Source organism: Streptomyces cirratus (assembly GCF_014650775.1).
In the GTDB taxonomy this organism is placed as follows: Bacteria; Actinomycetota; Actinomycetes; order Streptomycetales; family Streptomycetaceae; genus Streptomyces; species Streptomyces cirratus.
This window is the reverse complement of the sequence record NZ_BMVP01000003.1, coordinates 318,962-340,019: the sequence shown is the minus strand read 5'-3', so window position 1 is coordinate 340,019 and position 21,058 is coordinate 318,962. Positions and strand designations below refer to the sequence as shown.

Below are 21,058 nucleotides of genomic sequence, written 5' to 3'. Positions count from 1 at the left end.
CCTCACCGGAAAGAGATCCATGAACGACGTGTCCCCCGACCACCTCTGCGGCACCGGCCCCCGGCTGCTCGTGCCCGACGTGGTCCTCACCCCCGACGGGCCGCTCGAATCGCACGCCGTCGTCGTGGCCGACGGATCCTTCGGCGCCATCGGCCCCGCAGCGGAACTGGAGCGCCTGCACCCCCGGTTGACGCCCGTGCGGCTGCCCGGGCACGCGCTGATGCCGGGCTTCGTAGACACCCACCACCACCTCACCCAGAGCTTCGGCGCGGCCCTGGCGTTCGGTGAGCCCTCCGAGATATTCCGCCGGGTGTGGGCGCCCCTGGAGGGCGCGCTGGACGAGGAGTCCGCGTACGTTGCGGCGAAGCTGGCCGCGCTGGAGTCCCTGCGCGGCGGGTTCACCACCGTCGCGGACGCGGGCACCCGGGCCGCCGTCGAGGCCGACGTCGTCGCCGCCGCCGCGCGCGACGCCGGAATCCGCTGCGTACTGGGACTGCTGTGCAACGACGCCCCCGGCGAGGACTCCGCGGACGTCATGGCCCAGGCGCACAAGCACCTGGCCCGCTACGACACCGACGACCTGATCCACCCGTCCCTCGCCGTCTCCATCCCCGAGGCCGCGACCGCCCGCACGCTGCGGGAGAGCGCCTGCCTGGCCGCCGAAGCGGGAGCCGTCGTACAGATCCACGTCAACGAGCACCTCGTCGCCGTCGAACGCTCCCTCGTCCGGCACGGCCTGCGCCCCCTGGAGCACCTGCACCACGTGGGCGCGCTCGGACCCCAGCTGGTGGCCGCACACGCCACCCTCCTCACCCCGGCGGAACTCACCCTGCTCGCCGACAGCGGCGCCGCCGTCAGCTACAACCCGGTCGCCAGCGCCTGGAAGGGCAACGCCGTCGCCCCCGCGGCGCTCATGGCGGAGCGCGGCATCCGCTTCGGGCTCGGCACCGACGGCACCCGCGGTGACGCCTTCCGGCTCGCCGACGCCGCGGAGTCCGCCCAGCGCCTCGCCTACGGACTCGCCTCCGGCGACTCCTCCTGCGGAGCGGGCTGGACCTGGCTGGAGCACGGCGCCCGCGGCGGCGCCGACGCGCTCGGCCTCGGTTCCTTCACCGGAACCGTCACCGAAGGGGCCGCCGCCGACTTCCTGCTCATCGACATATCGACCCCCGAGATGCGGCTGAGCTGGGACCTGCCGTGGGAACTGGTGCGGCGCGGCAACCGCGACCAGATCAGCGCCGTGTTCGTCGGCGGCCGCCTCCGGCTGTGGCGGGGCTGGCCCACCGACTGGGACGGCCCGGCGCTGGTACGGCAGGCGGTGGAACTCTCGCGCTCCGTGCTGGAGCGGGCCGCCGTCACCCGGACCCACCCCACCTCCACCGCCGCCCGCGCCGGCCGCCACCGCGGACGGAGCGTGGCCCGGTGACCTCGCAGACCCTCGCCCTGCTCGCCGTGACGGTGGCGGTGGCCGCGTTCGTGCAGGGGACCAGTGGCCTCGGCTTCGCGCTGATCGTCGCCCCGGTGGCGGGGCTGCTGGACCCGGCGCTGCTGCCCGTCTTCGTCCTCGCGTCGATGATCCCGCTCAACGCCTACGTGGCCTGGCGCGAGCGGGACAGCCTGGACCTGCGCGGCGCCGGCTGGATCACCGGGGCGCGGCTCGCCGCCACCCCCCTCGGCCTCGCCCTCCTGTGGGCCATCCCCGACGGCCGGCTCGGGCTCTTCGTCGGGGCGGCCACGGTCCTGGCGGCGCTGGTCAGCCTGGCCGCGCCCGCCTTCACCCCCGGCCGGGGCGCGTACCTGGGCGCGGGGCTGGTCACGGGGCTCACGGAAACCGCGACGGGCGTGGGCGGCCCGCCGCTCGCGCTGGTCTACCAGCACCGGCCGCCCGCGGAGCTGCGGGCCACGATCGCCGTGTGCTTCCTGGTCGGCGAAGTGGCGTCCCTCGCCCTGCTGTTCGCGACGGGCCAGGGCGAACCGGGGCAACTGGTCCGGGCGTTGCTGCTGCTGCCCGCCCTGGCGGTGGGGGCCGGGCTGAGCCGCCTGGTGCACCACCGCCTGGACGCCCGCCGGATGCGCCTGTTCGTCCTCGGCTTCGCCCTGGTCTCCGGGGTGGTGCTCATGCTCGGCTAAGGCGTGAGGGCGCCCCGCAGGGACGAAGCCCGGGCGATCAGGCGCGGTTCGGGGGCCGTGGCGACGGGCGGGGTGTCCCGCCCGCGCAGCCGGCCGAGCAGCAGCTCCACCGCCTCGGACGCGGCGTGGTCCAGGTGCAGGTCGACCGCGGTGAGCGGGGGCTCGCAGGTCCGGGCCCGCAGGCCGTCGTAGCGGGTGACGACCGCGATGTCCTGCGGGATCCGCCGGCCGCTGTCCACGATCGCCTGGACCGCCCCGACGGCGAAGGTGTCCACCAGGGCGCAGACGGCGTCGATGCCCGGGTGGGCGGCGAGCAGCGACGCGCAGGCGTCGTACCCGGCCTGTTCCCCGCCCTCCTCGGGAGCGGTCGCCACCATCGGCTCCCAGCCGTGCCGCGCCGCCGCCAGCCCGTACACGGCGCGGGCGTCGACACCGGAGTGCCGCGCCCCGTCCCCGACGATCAGCGCGGGCCGGCGCGCGCCTTGCTCCCGCAGGTGCCCGAGCAGCAGTTCCGCGACCGCAGCCCCGCGCAGGTCGACGTACGGAGCGGCCTCGGCGGGGGAGACCGGCCGTCCCAGCGCCACGTACGGCAGCCCGCGCTCGCGCAGCTGCGCCACCGCGACGTCTTCCGTGTCGGGCTCCACGACGATGGCCCCGTCGATGTCGACCGAGTACAAGGGGGACCCCGTACGGACCGGCGGGACCAGGACGAGCGCGTAGCCGTGCACGAGCGCCCGCTCCGCCGCCGCGGCGGCGACCTCCATGTAGAAGCCGAGCCGTGACGGCCCGCCGGCCACGGCGAACGGCATCGACGACGCCAGCGCGATGGCCTTGGCCTCGCCCCGGCGCAGGCGCTGCGCGCGCAGGTTCGGCCGGTAGCCGAGTTCGGCGGCGATCGCCTTGATGCGCTCCCGGGTGCGGGGGTCGACCTTCCCGATCCCGTTCAGGGCGTGGGAGACGGTCGTCGGTGACACCGAGGCGGCCCGGGCCACGTCGGCGATCGTCGGCGGCCGGGCACCGGAACCGGAAGGGGACATCTGGGGTAACGCTCCTCGCGCTGCGCAGGGGTGACCTCCGCATCTTCGCCGACCGGCGGCCCTGCCGGAAGACGGGGCCCGGACAGGGCCTCAGGAGTGGTTCAGGCGCGTGCGAGGACCGCGACGGCGTTGTGGCCGCCGAAACCGAAGGAGTTGCTCACCGCGATCTCGCCGGCGTGTGCGCGCGCCGGGCCCGCGACGACGTCGATCCCCATCCCGGAGTCCGGCTCGCCCAGGCCGGCCGTCGGCGGAACCGTGTCCTTCGCCAGTGCCAGTACGGTCAGCGCCGCCTCGATGGCACCGGCGGCGCCCAGCGTGTGTCCGAGCGCCCCCTTCGCCGAGGTGACCGGCGGACGGTGCGGGAACACGCGCCGCAGGACACCCGCCTCGATGGCGTCGTTCTGCCGTGTCGCGGTGCCGTGGGCGTTGACGTGGCCGACGTCCCCGGGCGCGACGCCGGCGTCGGCGAGCGCGGCCCGGACGGCCCGCTCGGCGCCCCGCCCCTCGGGGTGCGGAGCCACCAGGTGGTGGGCGTCGGTGGAGGCCGCGTACCCGATGAGCCGCGCCAGTGGCCGCGCCGCCCGGGCCGCCGCGTGCTCGGGCCGCTCCAGCACCAGGGCGCCGGCGCCCTCCGCGATGACGAAGCCGTCCCGGGTGGTGTCGAAGGGCCGCGAGCCCGTGCCCGACAGGGCGCCGATCTGGGTGAAGCCCGCCACCATCAGCCGGGTGATGGCCGACTCCGCGCCGCACACGAGGGCGATGTCGCACTGCCCGGTCGCGATCAGGTCCCGGGCGAGGCCGAGGGCGGTGGTGCCCGAGGCGCAGGCCGTGGAGGTGGAGAGGGCGGGACCGGTCGTCCCGAAGCGCAGCGCGATGTTGGCGCAGGCCATGTTGATCAGATAGCCGGTGAGGAAGTAGGGCGAGACGAACTCCGGTCCCCGGTCGGCCAGTCGGGCGAGCGCCTGGTCCTGGGTCAGAAGGCCCCCCATGCCACCGCCCGTGACGACGGCCACCCGGCTGCCGTCCCACTGCTCCGGGTCGAGTCCGGCCTGGTCGAGCGCCTGGGCGACGGCCGCCAGGGCGAGGCGGTCGACCCGGTCGAGGCGGCCCGAGCCGCGCCGCCGCAGAACGGGGTGGTCCAGTTCGGGCACGCGACAGCTGAGGGCGACCGGCAGACCCTCCAGCGCGGGGTCGGGTGCGGCGGTGCGGCGGCCGCCGAGGACCCCCGACCACGTGGATTCCCGGTCACAGCCGGCCGGCGTGACCAGGCCGATCCCGGTGACGGCCGGGGAGCGCCGGCTCAACGGTCCGTGCACCGCGCGCCGACGGCTTCGGCGAACCCGGCGAGCGTCGTGGCGCGCAGTTCTTCCTCCTCGACCTTGACGCCCAGCGTCTCGTGCACGGCGATGGCCATCTCGACCACCATGAGCGAATCGGTCAGCAGTTCGCGCATCGGCGCGTCCGCCCGCACCTCGTCGGCGGGGACCTCGAACTTTTCGATGAGCAGTTCACTGATCGCGTGGAGGACGGATTCCTGCGCGGAAATGGTCACGGCATCTCTCATTTGCGGTTTCGCGGCCCCGTGCAGCATGGTGACGCAAACGGGCGGCGGTCGAAGGCGAACGGAAAATCGATTTCCCCGGCGCAGTGGAGCTGGGGCCTGTTGCCCACATAAGTACCACGGCCGGTGAATTACTCAAAACCTGTCCGTGACCGGCCTTCAAATGACGCCTGATAGGCGAGTGAGGATCATTCATGTCGGAAATCCTGACCGATTCGACCGTTGACCCGGTCGACCAGATCGTCGATCCGGCCGATGTGGCCGACGTCCTCGACGTCGCCGGAACGGAGCTCCGTAACCTCAAGCGGTTGCTGGGCAAGGCGGGGGAAGAGGCGTGGGACCGGCTCCTCGACTGGCTCGTCGACGAATACTTCCGGCTCGAGGTGACCGGGTGGGAGAACATTCCCGCCGAAGGGCCCGCCGTCCTCGTCGCCAACCATTCGGGCGCCTGGGGACTCGACGCATTCGTCCTGCAGAAGGTCCTCGTGCGACGTATCGACCGGCCGCTGCACGTGCCCGCCGCCCCCTTCGTCTTCCGGGTTCCGGTCATCGGCTCATACGCCCGCAAGAAAGGAGCCATTCCGCTCGATCCGACGCTGGGATGGGAACGCCTGGCCGCCGGAGAACTCGTAGGAGTGTTTCCCGAGGGGATCGCGGGACTGGAAAAGCCCTTCGAGGAGCGCTACCGGCTGCGTCCGTTCAGCCCCGGCTTCGCCGTCACCGCCGCGCGGGCCGGCGCGCCCGTCGTCCCGGTGTCCGTCGTCGGCGCCGAGGAGGCCTGCCCCAGGCTCGGCGAAGTACCGGCCCTGGCGCGCCTCCTCGGCCTGCCCTACTTCCCGCTCACGCCGCCCTTCCCGCTGCCCGCGAAGTGGCTGGTCACCATCGGCGAGCCGATCCCCGCGCCCCCGCGGTCCGGATCCCTCGCAGAGCGTTCGGCCGCCGCCCGCCGGCTCTGCGCCGAGGCCCAGGGCGCCGTGCAGGGGCTGGTGGACCGGGAACGGGGCCGGCGGGAGACGCCCTTCTGGTAGGCCGCTCCGCAGGCAGGGGGCGGCTCACCCGTCGTCGGTCACCGCCCGCACGTCGGGCCAGACCAGGGTGGCCGACCCCCAGGCCAGCCCCGCACCGTACGCCGTCAGCGCCACCCGCATCCCCGGCCGCAGCGCTCCGGCGGCGGTCGCCTGGGCCAGCAGGACGGGCACGGAGGCCGTGGCGGTGTTCCCGTACGCCTCGATGTGCGACAGCATCCGCCCGGGGTCCAGCCCCAGTTCGGCGGCGAGGCCGTCCAGGATCCGCTGGTTGGCCTGGTGGGCGACCACCGCGTCCAGCTCACCGAGCGACCACCCGGCCTGCTGTACCGCCCGCGTCACCGAGTCGCACATGCCGACGATCGCCTGCTTGCGCACGGCCGGCCCGTCCATGCGGAAATACGGGGAGAACTCGGCGCCCGGCGCCGCCAGGGTGCGCTTGCGCGCCCTGGCCCCGTCCCCGGGCACTTCCAGCAGATCGGCCTGCGCACCGTCGGTGCCCAGGTCGACCGGCCCGAGGGCCCCCGGCTCGTCGGTGTCGCCGGCCCGCAGGAGCACCGCCCCCGCGCCGTCGCCGAAGATGGCCGCCATCAGCCAGTCGTCCGGATCCACGAAGGCACTGAACACGTCCGAGGCCACCAGCAGCACGCTGTCGAAGGCCCCCGAGACGATCATCGACGAAGCGACGCCCAGCCCGTACAGGAACCCGCTGCAGCCCGACGCCAGATCGAACGCCGGGATCGTCCCGCACCCCAGCCGCGCGGCCACCTCCGGCGCCCCGGCCGGCACCAGCCGGTCCGGCGAGATGGTGGTCAGGACCAGCGCGTCGGCACCGCCGGCCCCGGCGGCCTCCAGCGCGCCCCGGCCGGCCCGGACGGCGAGGTCGACCGTGGCCTCCCCGTCGGCGACGCGGCGGCTCGCCACACCGATGCGGGTGCGGATCCACTCGTCGCCGACGGGCCGGTTCCCGCACAGCTCGGCGTTGGTCAGGGCGCGCGGCGGTACGTAGGAACCCAGTCCCGCCACCACCGCACCCCGGCGGGTTTCCGGCGAGCGGCCCGGCATCAGCCGGCCAGCCGCTTCGCGGCCCGGCGCACGTCGCCCGCGGCCCTGGCGCACCGCTCGGAGTGGCCGAGGAGGGTCATGCGGAACCGCTCGCCCGCCTCGTCCGTGTCCCAGCCGCCGTTCCCGGCGCAGGCGGCGAGGCTCTCCGCGTGGCGCTCCAGCCGGTCCGCGCTGGCGTGGGCCAGCGCCCCGTACGCGGCCGGCGTGAAGCCGTGCACCGTGACCGGCACCGCCGCCGGCATGCCGACCGTCACGCGGCCGTCCGCGATCAGGCCGTCCGCCTCACGGAACGCCACGAGCAGCGTGCTCGGATCCAGCGCGTCCGGCAGCCGGTCCGCGCCGAACGAGGGCGAGATCAGCACCGGGTGCACCGCCGCCGTGACACGGCGCACGACCTCCTGCGCCACGTGCTCCGCGAAGCGCGCCGCCGCGCACCCGGACGGTGCTCCGCACAGCCCGGACGGCCCTTGCCCCGAGCGGTCCTCCTCGGGGGCCCAGGCCGGCGCCCAAAGGATCTCCGTCCCGTATTCGACCGCCAGGTCCTCCCACACGAAGGCACCCCCCACCGGGTACACGGCCGCGCCGACGGCCGGATAGCGCCGCAGCGCCTCGCCGACCGCCTCACCGGGCCCGGCCACCGACCCCACCGCGAGCAGGGCCAGCGCCTGGAGCGCGGTGCCCGCCGCGGCCCCCTCGACCACGGCGAGCGCGTGCGCGACGGCCGGGCCCGCGGCCTGCGGTCCGGCGCCGTCCGCCGGCAGGCACCCGGCGAGCGAAGAGGGGTCGGGATCGGCCAGGTACGGGGCCAGCCGCCGCCCCAGGGCCGCGGTCCGGGCCCCGTAGGAGCGGCTGCCCGACTCCGCCGACGCCCGCGCGGCCACCTCGCTCAGCAGCGTGTCCTCGGCCGCGGCCGCGCCCACCACGACGCGCCGGGCGACCCGGGCCATGCCGCGCCGCCATCCGTCCCAGTCGAGCGTGCCGTCCCCGCGCCGGGCCGCGATCGCCGCGTCCACGTCCTGCGCCAGCAGCGCGGCCCACTGGCCGGGCTCCACCGCAACCTCCCGCCCCAGCGGAACGTGCGGGGAGAGCCCGTACCGCAGGCCGCCCGGCGTCAGGCCGCAGGGCGCACCGAGCACCCCCGCCTCGTCCGCCGCGGCGAGGAGGCCCGCGGCGTCGGCGCCGGACTGCGGTACGAGGAAGGTCCCGAACGCGGTGCGCAGCCGTACCGGCCGCCCGGAGCGGGTACGGCGCAGGTGCGCCAGCAGCCCGCTGCGCACCCCGTCGCGCGTGAGCGCGTCCAGCCCCAGCGCACGGGCCGGGGCGTCCGTCCACGGCAGCCGGTGGGCGAGCATGGCGGCGCTGAACACGGCGTTCTCCAGCGCCCGGGCCGTCGCCGGCCGTCGCGCCGTGGTGGCCGGGCTCTCGGCAGTGGTCATCGGTCGGTCTCCCTCTGGGTCGCTGCGGCAGCTGTGGTCGTGGCGGTCGGTGCGGGCGTCGTGGTCACTTGTCACGGAGCATGTAGGGCTGGTTCCCGATGACTTCACCGTCGTAGGCGGTGATCAGCTTGTTGACCTGGTCCCGGTAGGTGGTCAACTCCCCGCGCAGGGTGTCCGAGTACGCCTGAGGGGCGTGCGACAGGGGGTAGTCGTACGATTCGTCGAGCCAGGACAGTTCGACCCAGCTGTCCGGGATGTCGTTGGGCGAAGCCGGCCCGCGCCCGTCCAGCATGGGGATCACGTCGTGCTTGTTGACGAGGCTGATCACCTGGGTGGTGTGGTCGGCGGGCCGCTTGCCGTCGATCGGGGAGCCCACCGTGATCACGTGCGTGATGCGGTAGGTGGACGCCACGTCCACGTCCATCGCGAGGTTCATCGCGGTCAGTCCGCCCAGACTGTGCCCGACGATCATGAGTTCCGATCCGGCGGGCAGTCCCGAACGCAGCAGCAGCTGCTTCACGGCCCGGGTGTACGTCGTGTCGGTGCGCAGCAGTCCGTCGAACGCGCCGACGAGGTCCTGCGGGGTGCTGTTGCTCAGCAGACCGAAGCTGGTCCCGGGCAGCAGCAGGACGTACCGCTGCTGCCCGTCGGCGCAGGCCACGCGGCGCAGCAGGACCAGCCCGTGGTTGCCCAGGGCGCCGATGTCGTTCACGTAGCTGACGATGTCGTTGCGGGACGTGCCCAGCACCTTCTCCAGGATGGAGTCGGCATCGGCCCGCTCCGCCCGTCCCGGGCCCGGGTTGAGGTAGCCCAGCAGTGAACTCGGCAGCCCCAGGAAGGGGTCGGTGGTGGGCACGCCGCCGGCGAGGGTCACCCACGAGAAGTCGTCGTTGACGGGGTTCTCGTCGAGCAGCCCCGACAAGGCCAGCAGCTCCATGATGACGGGGGACACCGTGGTCAGCGCGCGGGTCACACCGAGCCGTTCGACCAGCGCGTACATCGCCCGCAGCGCCTCCAGCCGGTTCCCGCCGACCATCGCGTCCGTCAGCCGCCGGGCCAAGGGCGAGTCCAGGTTCGGGTGCTCGACCGCGACGGCGCGGATGCGCATCGCGAACGCGTCCACCGCCATGGCCACCTTCGCGGGACGGCGGTACGTCACGCTCCCCGCCATCCGCGCCAGTTCGCCGAGGAGGCCGCCGTTGGCCCCGAAACCGAGTCCCGCCGGGCTGGTGAGCGCCTTCACGCAGGAGACCGCCGTGCCCAGCGCCCAGCCGGGGCGGCGCAGCGCGTCCAGCACGAAGCGCCCGCTGGAGAGGGCTCCGGTCAGCTCCGCGCCGGCCTGCTTCGCGGTGAGCGCCGCGTCCGCCAGCAGGATCGACGCCGCGATGAGCAGTTCCGCGTCGGTCCGTTCCGGGGCCCCCGGCCCTGCGCCCTGCGGCCCCTGCTGTGCGGGGACATGCCCAGTCGTGCCGTCGACCACCTGAGTCACCGCTGTGCTCCCTTACGTCCTTGTGCGACGGCTGCGTCGCCCTGCCCGCTGTTCGCGCAGGCATGGTGGCACCGAAAGTGATCGCCCGGACGCGGTGCTCGCGCCGCTCCGGGACGCCCGCGCCCCGCGCGCGCCGGGCGGACCCGGTTCCCACGCGGCCGGCGCGCCCGCCCCCGGGCGAAGGAAGGCGGCGGAAGTGGGCGGCCCCGGGGGGATGAAGGGGCGGCGGTGGTGTTGACACCGGCCCGGTCGACACCCCGCGGGGCCGGAGGGACGATGGAAAGGGCGGAGCCCGCGGACCACGCGTGGCCGCCTCTCCCCGCTCCCGCATCGTCTCTTTCCGGAAGGGGAGTACCCACCATGCACCGACACACACGGCGCACCGTGATCACCACGCTGCTCGCGTCGTCCTTCGCCCTGTCCGGCGCGGTCGCCCTGGCCCCGTCGGCCGGCGCCGCCGTACCCACCGCGAGCTGTACGGTCACCCCGAACGCGAGCGGTACCTCGGTCACCATCAAGGGCGAGGGGTTCACGGCGCCGCGCAACCTCAACGACGGCGAGAGCACCGTGCCGCTGAGCGTCGACGCGAACGGCAACTTCCAGGTCACGCGCTTCCAGAAGAACGTCGACTACACCGTCCTCGCCGTCAAGGAGGACCAGAACTTCACCTTCGTCAACTGCAAGGTCGTCAAGGCCGGCGACACCTCCGGCAACGCGACCGGCAACAACGCGAAGGACGCCAAGCGGGGTGCCGGCGACGGCTACCGGGCGGGCCGCTCCGCGGCGCAAAAGAGCTGTGACGTCAAGGCCACGCCCAACAAGAACCAGCAGCACTCCGACGCCTACTGGAAGGCGTGGCAGACCGGCGCCGACGCGGCCTTCAACAGGTACTGCTGAGGCACTGCGCCTCCGGCAACTCCGGTTGACCCTCCTCCGGCAGGTCTGACCCGGCCCTCCATCCCGTCTCCGGCGCGCCCCGAGTCGCCGCTGCCATCGTCAGGGCATCAGCGAGCAACGGAGGGCGCCCGATGAAGGCACAGTCGACGCCGGGGGCAGGTCAAGCCTCCGACGGGTCCCTCGCCCTGGTGACCGGGGCGACCAGCGGTATCGGCCTGGCCGTCGCGCGCGACCTGGGCGCCCGGGGCCACCGGGTGTTCATCTGCGCACGTACGGAAACGGACGTCAAGCAGACGGTGGAGGACCTGCGGGCCGAGGGCCTGGAGGTAGAGGGAGCGGCTGCCGACGTACGCAACCGGGCCGCGGTCAAAGGGCTCGTCGCGGCAGCCGTCGCGACCTTCGACAGACCCGTCAGGATCCTGGTCAACAACGCCGGCCGCAGCGGCGGCGGCGCCACCGCCGACCTCACCGACGAACTGTGGGAAGAGGTCATCGACACCAACTTGAACAGCGTCTTCCTGGTCACCCGGGAGACGCTCACCAACGGCGGCCTCGCCGCCGCCGGCCACGGCCGGATCGTCAACATCGCTTCCACGGCGGGCAAGCAGGGGGTGCTGCTCGGCGCCCCCTACTCGGCGTCCAAGCACGCCGTGGTCGGCCTCACCAAGGCCCTCGGCAAGGAGCTGGCACCGCTCGGGATCACCGTCAACGCGGTCTGCCCCGGATATGTGGAGACGCCGATGGCGGCCCGCGTACGGGCCGGCTACGCGCGGGTGTGGGACACGAGCGAGCAGTACGTACAGCAGCAGTTCGAAGCCCAGATACCCTTGGGCCGCTTCTCCACCGCCGAAGAAGTCGCCGGTCTCGTAGGCTACTTGACGACCGACGTGGCGGCGTCCATCACCGCGCAGGCCCTGAACGTCTGCGGCGGCCTGGGCCGCTTCTGACACGCCCTGACACGACCGCGCGTAGACGCACGCATATGGAACTGAGCTTCGCGGCCATGTCCCGTCTCGCGCCGAGGGACTTGACTGTACTCATGACTTCCACCACCCAGAACATCCGGACCACCCTCGTCATCGGCGGCACCGGCAAGACCGGCCGGCGCGTCGCCGAGAAGCTCTCCGCCCAGGGCCTCGCCGTCCGGGTCGGTTCCCGCTCGGGAGAGCCCGCCTTCGACTGGAACGAACCCGACACCTGGGTGCCCGCGCTGGAGGGCGTGGACCGGGTGTACGTCACCTACTACCCCGACCTCGCCTTCCCGGGCGCCGCCGAACAGGTCGGCGCGTTCGCCAAGGTGGCCGTCGAGACCGGTGCCCGCCGACTGGTCCTGCTCTCCGGCCGCGGCGAAGAGGCCGCGGAGATCAGCGAGAACAACCTCAAGGCCTCCGGCGCGGACTGGACGATCGTCCGCTCCAGCTGGTTCAACCAGAACTTCAACGAGAGCTTCTTCCTGGAGCCGGTCCTGGCCGGGGAGATCGCCCTGCCGACCGCCGACGCCGTGGAGGCCTTCGTCGACGCCGACGACATCGCCGACGTGGTGGTGGCCGCCCTGACCGACGACAAGCACATCGGCAAGACCTACGAACTGTCCGGACCGCGCCTGCTCAGCTACAGCGACGTGGCCGCCGAACTGTCGAAGGCCACCGGCCGGCAGATCACGTACGTCTCCGTCACCAACGAGGAGTACCGCGCGGTGCTCCGTCAGAACGGTCTCCCCGAGGAGTTCGCCGACCTGTTCACCATGATCCTGGACGGCCGCAACGCGCACCTCGTGCACGGAGTCGAAGAGGCCCTGGGACGCAAGCCCAAGGACTTCGCCGACTTCGCCCGCGAGGCCGCGGCGACCGGAGTCTGGGACGTCTGACCACGCCGGGCACGCGCCTCGCGCGGCGGCCGCCCCCCAAGGCGGCCGCCCCGCCCGGCGCCCCGCCCGGGCGCGGAGCTCGTACGCACGCCGCACCGACCGGCAGGAGGCCCCGATGCCCACGCACCAGCCGCCCTACTCCAGCGAACACGGACTGGACGCCCTCGCACCGCACTACCACGGATTCGCCCTGATGCACCGGGCGATGCGCCGCGACGCCGCACGACTGCGCGCCGCCGCACCGGCCTGGCGGGGCGGCGGCGCCGAGTGGTGGCTGCGCCTGCGCGAGGTCATCGAGTGGCACCACACCAGTGAGGACGACGTGCTGTGGCCCGGACTGCGGCGCCTCGACGCGGACTTCGACGCCCAGGCCCGTGAACTGCACGACGACCACGAGGAACTGGACGCGGCCATGGCGGCGGTCACCACCGCCGTCACCCACGGCGGCGAGGGGCTCACGGCGGCCGCCCGGGACTTCCAGGAGATCCTGCACGACCACCTGCGCGACGAGGAACGCGTCGTGTTCCCCGTCTTCGACCGGATGGGGGAGCGGGCCTACCTGGCCGAGGAGCGCAAGGTGGTGGCCAGTGCCCCGAGGCGCGTGCTGCTCCACCTCCAGCCCTGGATGTTCGACGGAGCGGGCCGCGACTCCGTCGCGCACGTGTCCGCCACCATCCCACCGCCGGTCCGGCTGCTCGGCGCGACCCTGCTCCGCAGACGGTACGAGAACACGTTGAAGGGACTGCAGAAGTGACACGATCGACGACGGGCACGACGGCCCAGTCCGCGACCCTGGTGGCGGCGACCGTGGGCACCGGCCTGATGGCCGGTCTCTACTTCGCCTTCGACATCTCGGTGATTCCGGGCCTGGGGCGCGGCGACGACGAGACGTACGTGACCGCGATGCGGAACATCAACGACGCCATCGACAACGGCCTGTTCGGGCTGCTCTTCGTGGGCGCGTTCATCGCCACCGGCGTCGCCGCCGCCCAGCAGCAGCGCGGCGGACGCCCCCACACCGCTCGCTGGGCCTGGACCGCCTTCGCGCTGTACACGCTCTCGCTGGTCGTGACGGCCCTGGTGAACCTGCCGCTCAACGCGCAACTGGCCCGGGCCGGAAGCGACTTCGCCGCCGCTCGCGCCGGGTTCGGCACGCGCTGGCGGGCCGGGAACACCGTCCGCACCCTGGCCTGTGCGACGGCCCTGGCCGCCCTGGGCCGCACCCTGGCCCTGCACGGCCGCACCCCGGCCGCGTAGGCGCCGGACCGCCCCGGCGCCCCCGTGAACGGCGCCCGCTCTCACATCCGTCCCCCGCGGGAGAGCGGGCGCTTCACGCGGTCCCGCCCGGCGGGAAACGAGAGAGGATATCCGCATGGACACGCTGACCGGCCTGCTGGAAGGCCCGAAGGCGCGCGGCGCCTTCCTCCTCAAGTCCGTCTTCAACCCGCCCTGGTCGCTCCGCGTGGAGGACCGCGCGCCGCTGTCGGTCATCACCATGGTCCACGGCGACGCCTGGCTGGTGCCGGACCACGGCACCGCGGTACGGATCCGGCCCGGCGACGTGGCCGTGGTGCACGGGCCCGAGCCGTACACGGTCGCCGACTGCCCCGGCACGCCGGTCCAGATCACCGTCGGACCGGAGCAGCGGTGCAGCACCGCGAGCGGCGAGGACGTCACCGAGACCATGGCCCTCGGCGTCCGCACCTGGGGCGACCCGCTCCAGGACGCCGGTTCGGCGGTGATGCTCAGCGGCACCTACCAGGCGCCGAGCGAGATCGGCCGGCGGCTGCTGAGCGTGCTGCCCACGATCCTGGTACGCCCGGCGGAATCCGCGGACCACGCCCTGATCACCTTGCTGACGGCGGAGATCTCCCGTGACGAGCCCGGCCAGGAGATCGTGCTGGACCGGCTCCTGGACCTGCTGCTGATCGGGGTCCTGCGGGCCTGGCTCGCGGCCCCCGGCAGCGGCGCCCCGACCTGGTACCGGGCCCAGAGCGACCCGGTGGTCGGACCGGCGCTGCGCCTGCTGCACGAGAACCCGGCCCACGGCTGGACGGTCGAGGAACTCGCGCGCAAGGTCGGCGTGTCCAGGGCGGCCCTGGCCCGCCGCTTCACGGACATCGTCGGGGAACCCCCCGTCGCCTACCTCACCGGCTGGCGCATCGCTCTGGCCGCCGACTACTTGCGCGAGCCCGAGGCGACGGTGGCCACGGTGGCCCGCCGGGTCGGCTACAGCGGGGCGTTCGCGCTGTCGGCGGCCTTCAAACGGGTGCGCGGAGTCAGCCCGAGGGAGTTCCGCGCGGGCATCACCGCGCCCGGGGCCGGGCAGGGCCCGCGCACGCCCCGTACGGTCGTGCTGGGCGGCCCCGGCCCGCGCTGATCCTCAGCCGGCCCGGGCTGATCCTCAGTCGCGCCGCACGACCACCGTGAGGACCAGCTCCGGTCCCGCCGACCAGCGGCCCCGGTAGAGCGGGTCGACGGGTTCGCTCACCGCGGCCGGGACGTCGAGCGTGCAGGTGAAGGTGCCGTCGGGGGAGAGGGCCACGGTCGCGTCGCGGAAGCCGAGCCAGACGCCCGTCGCCGGGTACCAGGCCTTGTACACCGCCTCCTTGGCGCAGAACAGCAGGCGGTCCCAGAAAACCCCCGGATGGGCCGCGGCGAGCTCCCGCAGATGGTCGCGTTCCGCGGGGGAGGTGACCAGCCCCAGTACGCCCTCCGGGAGCGGACCCGCGGGCTCGGCGTCGATGCCGAGGGCCGACGTACGGTCGGACAGGTCCGCCACGGCCGCGCGGTAGCCGTCGCAGTGCGTGATGCTGCCGACCACGCCCGTCGGCCAGGCCGGAGCGCCTCCCGGGCCGGGCAGCAGGGGCGCGGGGGAGTGGCCGAGTGCGGCCAGGCACCGGCGGGCGCAGGCGCGGGCCGTCGCGAACTGGCGGCGACGGCGGGCGAGGCGGCCCTCCATGAGGGCCGCCTCGGCGGGGAAGAGCGGCGCGGGCGCCTCGTCGTCGAAGACTTCCGACGACGTGACGCCCGGCGGCAGCAGTGCCTCGATCATCGTCCGGGGGTCACCGGGACGCGAGTTCGGACACGGCGGACACGACCAGCAGCGGCCGCTCCAGCGGGAGCATGTGGCCCGCGCCCGGCACCGGTTCGAACCGGGCGCCCGGCAAGGAGTCGGCCAGCGTCCGCGCCAGAGCGGGGTCGATGACCTTGTCCGCCTCACCGTGCAGGACCACCGCCGGCACGCCGACTCCGGCCAGTGCCGGGCGCAGGTCCCAGCCGCGCGTGCAGCGGAAGAAGTCCGCCCGGATCCGCGGGTCCGTCGCCGCGAACAGCTGCCGGTTCACGTCCAGCAGGGCCGTGTCAACGGACTTGGCCATGGTGGACGACAGCAGTCTGCGGCCGAGCGGGGGACGGTGCAGCGCCCACGAGAAGAGGGGGCTGCCCATCATCTTGACCTCGCCGTCGGGCGTGTCCTGGCCGTGCGCCGCCGTGCCCAGCAGCACCAGGCCGCCCAGGTGCCCGGCCGGCGGCCCGCCGGCCGCGTAGGACAGCGCCGCGAACCCGCCGCCCGAGTGGCCCACCACGACGGCCGCCCGGGCGTCCGCCCCGCCCAGCACCGCCGCGAGGTCGTCGCCGAGGCGCTCCACCGAGACGGGGGTGCGGCCGGAGGTGGAGGCGCCGTGGCCCCGCTGGTCGTACAGCACCACGCGGTGTCCGGCCCGGATGAGCCGGTCGGCGATGGTGCCCCAGGCGCGGCGGGAGTGCGCCCACCCGTGCACGAGGACCACGTCAGCGGCGGCCGGCGTGCCCGCCAGCGGGGCCAGAACGGTGACGGCGAGCTCCGCGCCGTCGTCGGTCCGTACGGTCAGCTCCCGGGTGACTTCCGCCGCCGTCGTCATCGCCGGGCCCCCGCGGTGGAGGACGACAGCCGGCGGCCCAGGCACTCGAAGGCCGCCAAGGTGGCCTTCGAGTGTTCCGCCCCGAGGTCGACGGCCTTGGCGAGCACGCCCAGCCAGCCGTGCGGCCTGCCCGCGAAGTGCATGGACAGCCGGGTGCGGCCGTCCGGCAGCGGTTCCAGACGGAACGTCGCCGGCCCGCGGAACGCCCCGTCGACGTACTCCACGTCGAGCCGGCGGCCGCTCTCCACGGCGACCGTACGCGCCGTGAAGCGGAGCTTGAGACCGCCGTTGCCGACGCCCTTGGTGTGGACGGTCACCCCCACCTCGCCGCCGACCTGGTCGGGGGAACCGGAGACGGGGGCGAAGGTGTTGGCCGGGACCCACCACTGGGCGGCGCCGCGGAACTCCGAGAGGAGCGCTTCCCAGACGGCGGTCGCCGGGGCGTCGATCACCGCCTCGTCGATCAGGTCGTACGTTGTCATGTCGAGCCTCCTCAGGTGCACGGTCGTGCGGAGTTGCGCTGTGTTGCCGGGGCGGGGACGGGCCGGGGATCCGCGGTCAGGCGAAGAAGCCCTGGCCCGGGGTGAAGAGATTCGCCGGGTCGAACTTCTTCTTCGCGTTGACGAAACCGGTCCAGCGGTTGCCGAAGTGGGCCCGCCAGTCGGCCTGCGTCATGTTCGGCACCGCGCCGACCAGGTAGCGCTTGGCGCCCATCGACACCGCCAGGTCGTACAGGCGCCGGTTCTGGTCGAGCATCGCCTGGATGTTCGGGTCACCCGGGTTGGGGAAGCGAAGCAGGTCGAACAGGTAGGCCACGGACTCGCCCGGCATCATCGCGAGCGGCCGCTTGACCTGCGAGGTGAGGAACGGGGAGAACAGCAGGAACCCGCCCCCGAGGGAGTCGGCGGTCAGCTCCTGTTCGACCCGCTTCATGAACGTCTTCGTCTTGGAGGCCGGGAGGAACATGCTCAGCCACGGCTTGGGCGAGTACCAGTGGCCGGTCTCCTTGAGGTAGCCCTCGTAGGCGTCGAGCCGGAACATGTACTCCCGGTACGTCACGTCCTCGATCACCGCGTCGGCCCGTACGTCCTGCAAGCCGCTCAGCAGCTTCGCCCGGTCCGGCGGCGTCGTGCTGTAGTTGGCCCCGGCCTCCATCTTGTAACGCCACCCCGAGCCGTCCGGCGTGCGGAGCATCTCGCCGGCCTGGACGTGGAAGCGGCCGTCGGCCAGCACCTTCTCGGCGTCCTGGAGGTAGGTCTCCACGTCCGCGTAGTACAGGGTGAAGATGACCGACCGCTTCGGCGCCGGGACCAGGGCGACTTCGGCGCGGACGATGATGCCGACCTGACCGCCGCCCGACAGCGCCGCGTTGAACAGCTCCGGGCGGTTCGTCGCCGTCGCGGTGACCAGCTTCCCCTCACCGGTGACGATGTCGATGGACCGCACGGTGTCGCACAGCAGCCCGTACTTGGCCACCGTGCCGCCGATCCCGCCGATGCTGATCGTGCCGCCCACCGACAGGTACAGGTAGTCGGGCAGCGCCGGCGGGGTCTTGCCCACCTGGAGGCACGCGTCGGTCAGCTGGGCCCAGGTGACGCCCGCCTCGACCACCGCGCAGTTCCCGCCGATGGAGACGATCTTCGACATGCTGCGGGCGTCGATGGATATCCCGCCGGGCACACGGGCCTGGCCGTACACCGAGTGCGATTCGATGTCCGTACCGGAGCCGCCCTGTCCGTTGACCGCGACCTTGATGCCGTTGGCCCGGGCGTAGTTCACGATCTTGACGATGTCGTCGGCGTTGCCCGGCCGCAGCACGGCCCACGGCTTGCTGCCCGCGCCGTCCCACAGGTGTCCGAAGTCCTTGCCGAAGGCCTCGACCACGGAGGGCGACGTCTCCAGCGTGCCGGTGAGCGCCGGCACGGGAACCACGGCCGCGCCGGAGGCCTCCGCGGCCGTCGCCCAGCTCTGGTCGACGGTGTTCCAGCCCACGACGGCCACGGCGGTCGCCGCGATGCCGCCGAGGACTCTGCGCCGGGAAGGGGCGGCGGCCGTACCCGTGGCCGTTCTCGGGGTGCTGCTCATCTGCGTACGTCTCCCGTTTCTCATGCCTGCCGGAGTCCTACTGGTGCGTCGCCGGGGCGGCGGTGCGCACCTGCGAAGCGAGCTGGTACTCGCTCAGGTCGAAGCGCTTGGTCTGGCGGCGGAAGCGCCAGGTGTACGTCGGCCAGATCGACGGGTTGCGCCCGTTCTCGTCCAGGTACCAGCTCTTGCAGTTGCCCGCGTTCCACACCGAACCGTCGAGCTTCGCATCGAGCGCCTTGTTGTAGGCCCGCTGCGCTTCCCCGCGCACCTCGACGCTGGACAGGCCGCGCTTCTCGGCCTGCTTGAGGGCGTCCACCACGTACTTGATCTGCGCCTCGATCATCACGACCTGCGAGGAGTGCCCCAGCGTGGTGTTCGGACCGAGCAGCATGAACAGGTTCGGGAATCCGGCGATCGTGGTGCCGCGGTGGGCCGACATGCCGTCGCGCTGCCAGGCCTCGCGCAGCTGGACGCCGTCCCGGCCGAAGACCCGGCGCGCCACCGGGCGGTCGGTGGCCTGGAAGCCGGTACCGAGGATGATGGTGTCGACCTCGCGCTCCACCCCGTCGCGGCCCACGATCGACTTGGCGCGGACCTCGGCGATCCCGTCGGTGACCAGGTCCACGTTGGGCTGCTGGATCGCCGGGTACCAGGTGTTGGAGAACAGCAGCCGCTTGCAGGCCATCACGTAGTCGGGGGTCAGCCTGGCGCGCAGCGCCTCGTCCGGGACCGACTTCTTCAAGTGGTCGCTGGCCATCTTCTGCATCTTGGCGGCGACCTTCGGGCGGGCCATCACGAAGGCCAGGATCTCGCGGCCCCACATATTGAAGTTCCGCCGGAAGTTCTGGTATCCGGGCACCGAGCGCAGCAGCTTGGCCTGCAGCGCCGTGGTGGTCTTGTCGTTCTTCGGGCCGACCCACGGGGGCGTGCGCTGGTAGAGGTCGAGGCGCTCCACGTCGGGCTGGATCTTCGGGACGAACTGGATCGCGGAGGCGCCCGTACCGATGACGGCGACGCGCCGCCCGGTGAGGTCGTGGTCGTGGTCCCACCGCGAGGAGTGGAAGACCTTGCCCTCGAAGCCGTCGAGGCCCTTGATGTCGGGGACGGCCGGCTCGCTCAGGTAGCCGGTGCCGGTGACCAGGAACTGGGCGGTGTAGTCGCCCTGCGAGGTCTCGATCCGCCAGTGCCGCTCGCCCTCGTCCCAGCGGGCGGCGAGCAGTTCGTGCGCGAAGCGGATGTGCGGGCGGACCCCGAAGCGGTCGGCCGTGTCGCGCAGGTACGCGTACAGCTCGTCCCGCTTGCCGAAGGTGGACTTCCAGTTCGGGTTCTGGGCGAAGGAGAAGGAGTAGAGGTGGGACATGACGTCGCACGCACACCCCGGATAGCTGTTGTCGCGCCACGTTCCGCCGACCTCGTCGGCCCGCTCGAACACGAGGAAGTCGTCGATGCCCGACTGCAGCAGCCGGATGGCGGTACCCAGACCCGAGAACCCGGTACCGATGACCGCGACCCTCAGGTGCCGGGTGGGTCCGCGGCCCCCGGCGGAGGCCTGGGCCGTGGGACGGGCTCCGCCGTCCCTGGCCGGTTCGAGAATGCTCGTCACGTCGGCCTCCTAGCGGCGCGTGAGGGTCACGCGGAAGTTGTTGAAGAACTTGTCCTCGAGCGTGTACGCGAAGATGTCCAGGTAGCGCTCGAAACGGGCGACGACCTCCTCGCCCTCCATGGCCACGGCCTCGTCCCGGCGTTCGGCGAGCAGCACCAGCCAGGCGCGGCAGGCCATCGCGAACGACTCGCGCTCGTTGACGATCTCGTCGACCTCGAAGAGGCCCTCGGCGCCGGCGGTCAGTTCGTGCAGGTGCGGGATGTGGCACCCGGCGAACTCGGAGCGCTGGAGGAACTTCAAGTCGTCGAGGAGCGCGCGGTTCATCGGCAGTGCCTCGGCGGTCATGGTGTGCAGGACGAACTTCGCGCCTGGGTTCAGGGCGTTCGCGACCTGCTGGAAGAAGAAGCGGTAGCGCTTGGTGCGCTCCTTGGGCGGCAGGTTCGAGGAGACGAAGTGCTCCAGGGCGTTGATGCAGAACGCCGCGCCGTACTTCTCGCTCTCGTCGGCGACCGCGTAGTCCGCCCAGCTCTTGACCAGTGTGGTGATCCGCGGGTTGCCCAGGCCGTCGATGAAGGCTTCCTGGGTGCGGGACAGGGTCAGGCCGACGGCCTCCTCGGCGCCGTGCACCGTGGTGAGGCGGTTCAGCATGGTGCCCCAGCCGCAGCCGATGTCCAGTACCCGCTTGACGCCGCCGGCGCGGACGTTCGCGAGGTCGGCGAACGTGTCGAGCTTGCGCTCCTGGGCCTCGTCGAGGGCGGCGACGAGGTCCTCGCCCTCGTTCCAGTAACCGCCGGAGTACATCATCGTCGGGCCGAGCAGCAACCGGTAGAAGTCGTTGCTCACCTCGTAGTGGTGCCTGATCGCATCGACCTCTGGGTCCACCGTCCTGGGGGCGACCGTTGTCATCTGATCCTCATTCCTGCGAGCGGGAAGGGCGGCCCTTGCCGTCCGTGCCGAATTA

At 73.0% G+C, this 21,058-nt stretch carries 21 protein-coding genes; 9 read left to right on the top strand and 12 right to left on the bottom strand.

All coding sequences use genetic code 11. From position 1 onward, the window contains the following. Positions 1–19: 19 nt before the first annotated feature. Together IE207_RS11185 and IE207_RS11180 are read left to right on the top strand one after the other, a co-directional pair. The gene (locus IE207_RS11185; RefSeq protein ID WP_190183931.1) at positions 20–1,426 is read left to right on the top strand and encodes an amidohydrolase family protein; all 1,407 of its coding nucleotides are present in this window, start codon (positions 20–22) and stop codon (positions 1,424–1,426) included. Continuing rightward, positions 1,423–2,130: a sulfite exporter TauE/SafE family protein gene (locus IE207_RS11180; RefSeq protein WP_190183930.1), complete on the top strand. Its 708-nt coding sequence runs from the start codon at positions 1,423–1,425 to the stop codon at positions 2,128–2,130. The genes IE207_RS11185 and IE207_RS11180 overlap by 4 nt, the downstream gene beginning before the upstream one ends. Here IE207_RS11180 and IE207_RS11175 read toward each other — a convergent pair. The 3 genes from IE207_RS11175 to IE207_RS11165 form a co-directional block, all read right to left on the bottom strand. Further along, entirely contained in the window at positions 2,127–3,167 is a 1,041-nt protein-coding gene (locus IE207_RS11175; RefSeq protein ID WP_190183929.1) for a LacI family DNA-binding transcriptional regulator, read from the bottom strand. The two genes, IE207_RS11180 and IE207_RS11175, sit on opposite strands and share 4 nt — an antisense overlap. A 101-nt stretch (positions 3,168–3,268) precedes the next feature. Then, positions 3,269–4,471: a beta-ketoacyl-[acyl-carrier-protein] synthase family protein gene (locus tag IE207_RS11170; RefSeq protein ID WP_190183928.1), complete on the bottom strand. Its 1,203-nt coding sequence runs from the start codon at positions 4,469–4,471 to the stop codon at positions 3,269–3,271. Further along, the gene (locus IE207_RS11165) at positions 4,468–4,719 is read right to left on the bottom strand and encodes an acyl carrier protein (RefSeq protein WP_190183927.1); all 252 of its coding nucleotides are present in this window, start codon (positions 4,717–4,719) and stop codon (positions 4,468–4,470) included. Before IE207_RS11165 ends, IE207_RS11170 begins: the two co-directional genes overlap by 4 nt. 203 nt (positions 4,720–4,922) lie before the next feature. Here IE207_RS11165 and IE207_RS11160 point away from each other — a divergent pair, with 203 nt between their 5' ends. After that, positions 4,923–5,756: a lysophospholipid acyltransferase family protein gene (locus IE207_RS11160; RefSeq protein ID WP_190183926.1), complete on the top strand. Its 834-nt coding sequence runs from the start codon at positions 4,923–4,925 to the stop codon at positions 5,754–5,756. A 24-nt stretch (positions 5,757–5,780) separates the two neighbouring features. Here the strand turns inward: IE207_RS11160 and IE207_RS11155 are convergent, their stop codons facing one another. The 3 genes from IE207_RS11155 to IE207_RS11145 form a co-directional block, all read right to left on the bottom strand. Continuing rightward, positions 5,781–6,779, bottom strand: coding sequence for a beta-ketoacyl-ACP synthase 3 (locus tag IE207_RS11155; protein WP_229873637.1), 999 nt, complete (start codon positions 6,777–6,779; stop codon positions 5,781–5,783). A 38-nt stretch (positions 6,780–6,817) separates the two neighbouring features. Next, entirely contained in the window at positions 6,818–8,254 is a 1,437-nt protein-coding gene (locus IE207_RS11150; protein WP_190183924.1) for a cytochrome P450 family protein, read from the bottom strand. 64 nt (positions 8,255–8,318) lie between these two features. Further along, the gene (locus IE207_RS11145) at positions 8,319–9,743 is read right to left on the bottom strand and encodes a lipase family protein (protein ID WP_190183923.1); all 1,425 of its coding nucleotides are present in this window, start codon (positions 9,741–9,743) and stop codon (positions 8,319–8,321) included. Between the two features lie 360 nt (positions 9,744–10,103). On the opposite strand from IE207_RS11145, the gene IE207_RS11140 reads away from it, so the two are divergent. From IE207_RS11140 to IE207_RS11115, 6 genes are all read left to right on the top strand, one after another. After that, positions 10,104–10,640: a hypothetical protein gene (locus IE207_RS11140; RefSeq protein WP_190183922.1), complete on the top strand. Its 537-nt coding sequence runs from the start codon at positions 10,104–10,106 to the stop codon at positions 10,638–10,640. A 131-nt stretch (positions 10,641–10,771) separates the two neighbouring features. Continuing rightward, the gene (locus tag IE207_RS11135) at positions 10,772–11,587 is read left to right on the top strand and encodes an SDR family NAD(P)-dependent oxidoreductase (protein ID WP_190183921.1); all 816 of its coding nucleotides are present in this window, start codon (positions 10,772–10,774) and stop codon (positions 11,585–11,587) included. Between the two features lie 92 nt (positions 11,588–11,679). Further along, entirely contained in the window at positions 11,680–12,507 is an 828-nt protein-coding gene (locus tag IE207_RS11130; protein WP_190183920.1) for an NAD(P)H-binding protein, read from the top strand. A 115-nt stretch (positions 12,508–12,622) separates the two neighbouring features. Further along, on the top strand, positions 12,623–13,261 hold the full coding sequence (locus IE207_RS11125; RefSeq protein WP_190183919.1) for a hemerythrin domain-containing protein: 639 nt from the start codon (positions 12,623–12,625) through the stop codon (positions 13,259–13,261). Then, entirely contained in the window at positions 13,258–13,764 is a 507-nt protein-coding gene (locus tag IE207_RS11120; RefSeq protein ID WP_229873636.1) for an anthrone oxygenase family protein, read from the top strand. Before IE207_RS11125 ends, IE207_RS11120 begins: the two co-directional genes overlap by 4 nt. Positions 13,765–13,879: 115 nt before the next feature. Then, positions 13,880–14,887, top strand: coding sequence for an AraC family transcriptional regulator (locus IE207_RS11115; protein ID WP_190183918.1), 1,008 nt, complete (start codon positions 13,880–13,882; stop codon positions 14,885–14,887). A 24-nt stretch (positions 14,888–14,911) separates the two neighbouring features. On the opposite strand, the gene IE207_RS11110 is transcribed toward IE207_RS11115, so the two are convergent. The 6 genes from IE207_RS11110 to IE207_RS11085 all read right to left on the bottom strand — a co-directional run bounded on the left by IE207_RS11110 (position 14,912) and on the right by IE207_RS11085 (position 21,003). Continuing rightward, positions 14,912–15,562 carry a 4'-phosphopantetheinyl transferase family protein gene (locus tag IE207_RS11110; RefSeq protein ID WP_190183917.1) on the bottom strand — a complete coding sequence of 217 codons (651 nt, stop codon included), beginning with the start codon at positions 15,560–15,562 and terminating at the stop codon, positions 14,912–14,914. A 10-nt stretch (positions 15,563–15,572) separates the two neighbouring features. Continuing rightward, entirely contained in the window at positions 15,573–16,409 is an 837-nt protein-coding gene (locus tag IE207_RS11105) for an alpha/beta fold hydrolase (protein WP_190183916.1), read from the bottom strand. Next, positions 16,406–16,891 carry an SRPBCC family protein gene (locus IE207_RS11100; protein WP_190183915.1) on the bottom strand — a complete coding sequence of 162 codons (486 nt, stop codon included), beginning with the start codon at positions 16,889–16,891 and terminating at the stop codon, positions 16,406–16,408. The genes IE207_RS11105 and IE207_RS11100 overlap by 4 nt, the downstream gene beginning before the upstream one ends. A gap of 76 nt (positions 16,892–16,967) precedes the next feature. Continuing rightward, complete coding sequence (locus IE207_RS11095) at positions 16,968–18,494, bottom strand: FAD-binding protein (protein ID WP_190183914.1); 1,527 nt, start codon at positions 18,492–18,494, stop codon at positions 16,968–16,970. Between the two features lie 37 nt (positions 18,495–18,531). Beyond that, the gene (locus tag IE207_RS11090; RefSeq protein ID WP_190183913.1) at positions 18,532–20,097 is read right to left on the bottom strand and encodes a flavin-containing monooxygenase; all 1,566 of its coding nucleotides are present in this window, start codon (positions 20,095–20,097) and stop codon (positions 18,532–18,534) included. A gap of 9 nt (positions 20,098–20,106) precedes the next feature. Then, positions 20,107–21,003, bottom strand: a complete 897-nt coding sequence (locus IE207_RS11085; protein ID WP_190183912.1) for a class I SAM-dependent methyltransferase — start codon at positions 21,001–21,003, stop codon at positions 20,107–20,109. Positions 21,004–21,058 lie beyond the last annotated feature (55 nt).

What these genes read in the sequence shown, in the direction of transcription:
- IE207_RS11185 (WP_190183931.1), top strand. Translation starts at nt 20, where the DNA reads ATGAACGACGTGTCCCCCGACCACCTCTGCGGCACCGGCCCCCGGCTG.
- IE207_RS11175 (WP_190183929.1), bottom strand. Translation starts at nt 3,167, where the DNA reads ATGTCCCCTTCCGGTTCCGGTGCCCGGCCGCCGACGATCGCCGACGTG.
- IE207_RS11160 (WP_190183926.1), top strand. Translation starts at nt 4,923, where the DNA reads ATGTCGGAAATCCTGACCGATTCGACCGTTGACCCGGTCGACCAGATC.
- IE207_RS11150 (WP_190183924.1), bottom strand. Translation starts at nt 8,254, where the DNA reads ATGACCACTGCCGAGAGCCCGGCCACCACGGCGCGACGGCCGGCGACG.
- IE207_RS11140 (WP_190183922.1), top strand. Translation starts at nt 10,104, where the DNA reads ATGCACCGACACACACGGCGCACCGTGATCACCACGCTGCTCGCGTCG.
- IE207_RS11135 (WP_190183921.1), top strand. Translation starts at nt 10,772, where the DNA reads ATGAAGGCACAGTCGACGCCGGGGGCAGGTCAAGCCTCCGACGGGTCC.
- IE207_RS11130 (WP_190183920.1), top strand. Translation starts at nt 11,680, where the DNA reads ATGACTTCCACCACCCAGAACATCCGGACCACCCTCGTCATCGGCGGC.
- IE207_RS11125 (WP_190183919.1), top strand. Translation starts at nt 12,623, where the DNA reads ATGCCCACGCACCAGCCGCCCTACTCCAGCGAACACGGACTGGACGCC.
- IE207_RS11115 (WP_190183918.1), top strand. Translation starts at nt 13,880, where the DNA reads ATGGACACGCTGACCGGCCTGCTGGAAGGCCCGAAGGCGCGCGGCGCC.
- IE207_RS11110 (WP_190183917.1), bottom strand. Translation starts at nt 15,562, where the DNA reads ATGATCGAGGCACTGCTGCCGCCGGGCGTCACGTCGTCGGAAGTCTTC.
- IE207_RS11105 (WP_190183916.1), bottom strand. Translation starts at nt 16,409, where the DNA reads ATGACGACGGCGGCGGAAGTCACCCGGGAGCTGACCGTACGGACCGAC.
- IE207_RS11100 (WP_190183915.1), bottom strand. Translation starts at nt 16,891, where the DNA reads ATGACAACGTACGACCTGATCGACGAGGCGGTGATCGACGCCCCGGCG.
- IE207_RS11095 (WP_190183914.1), bottom strand. Translation starts at nt 18,494, where the DNA reads ATGAGCAGCACCCCGAGAACGGCCACGGGTACGGCCGCCGCCCCTTCC.
- IE207_RS11085 (WP_190183912.1), bottom strand. Translation starts at nt 21,003, where the DNA reads ATGACAACGGTCGCCCCCAGGACGGTGGACCCAGAGGTCGATGCGATC.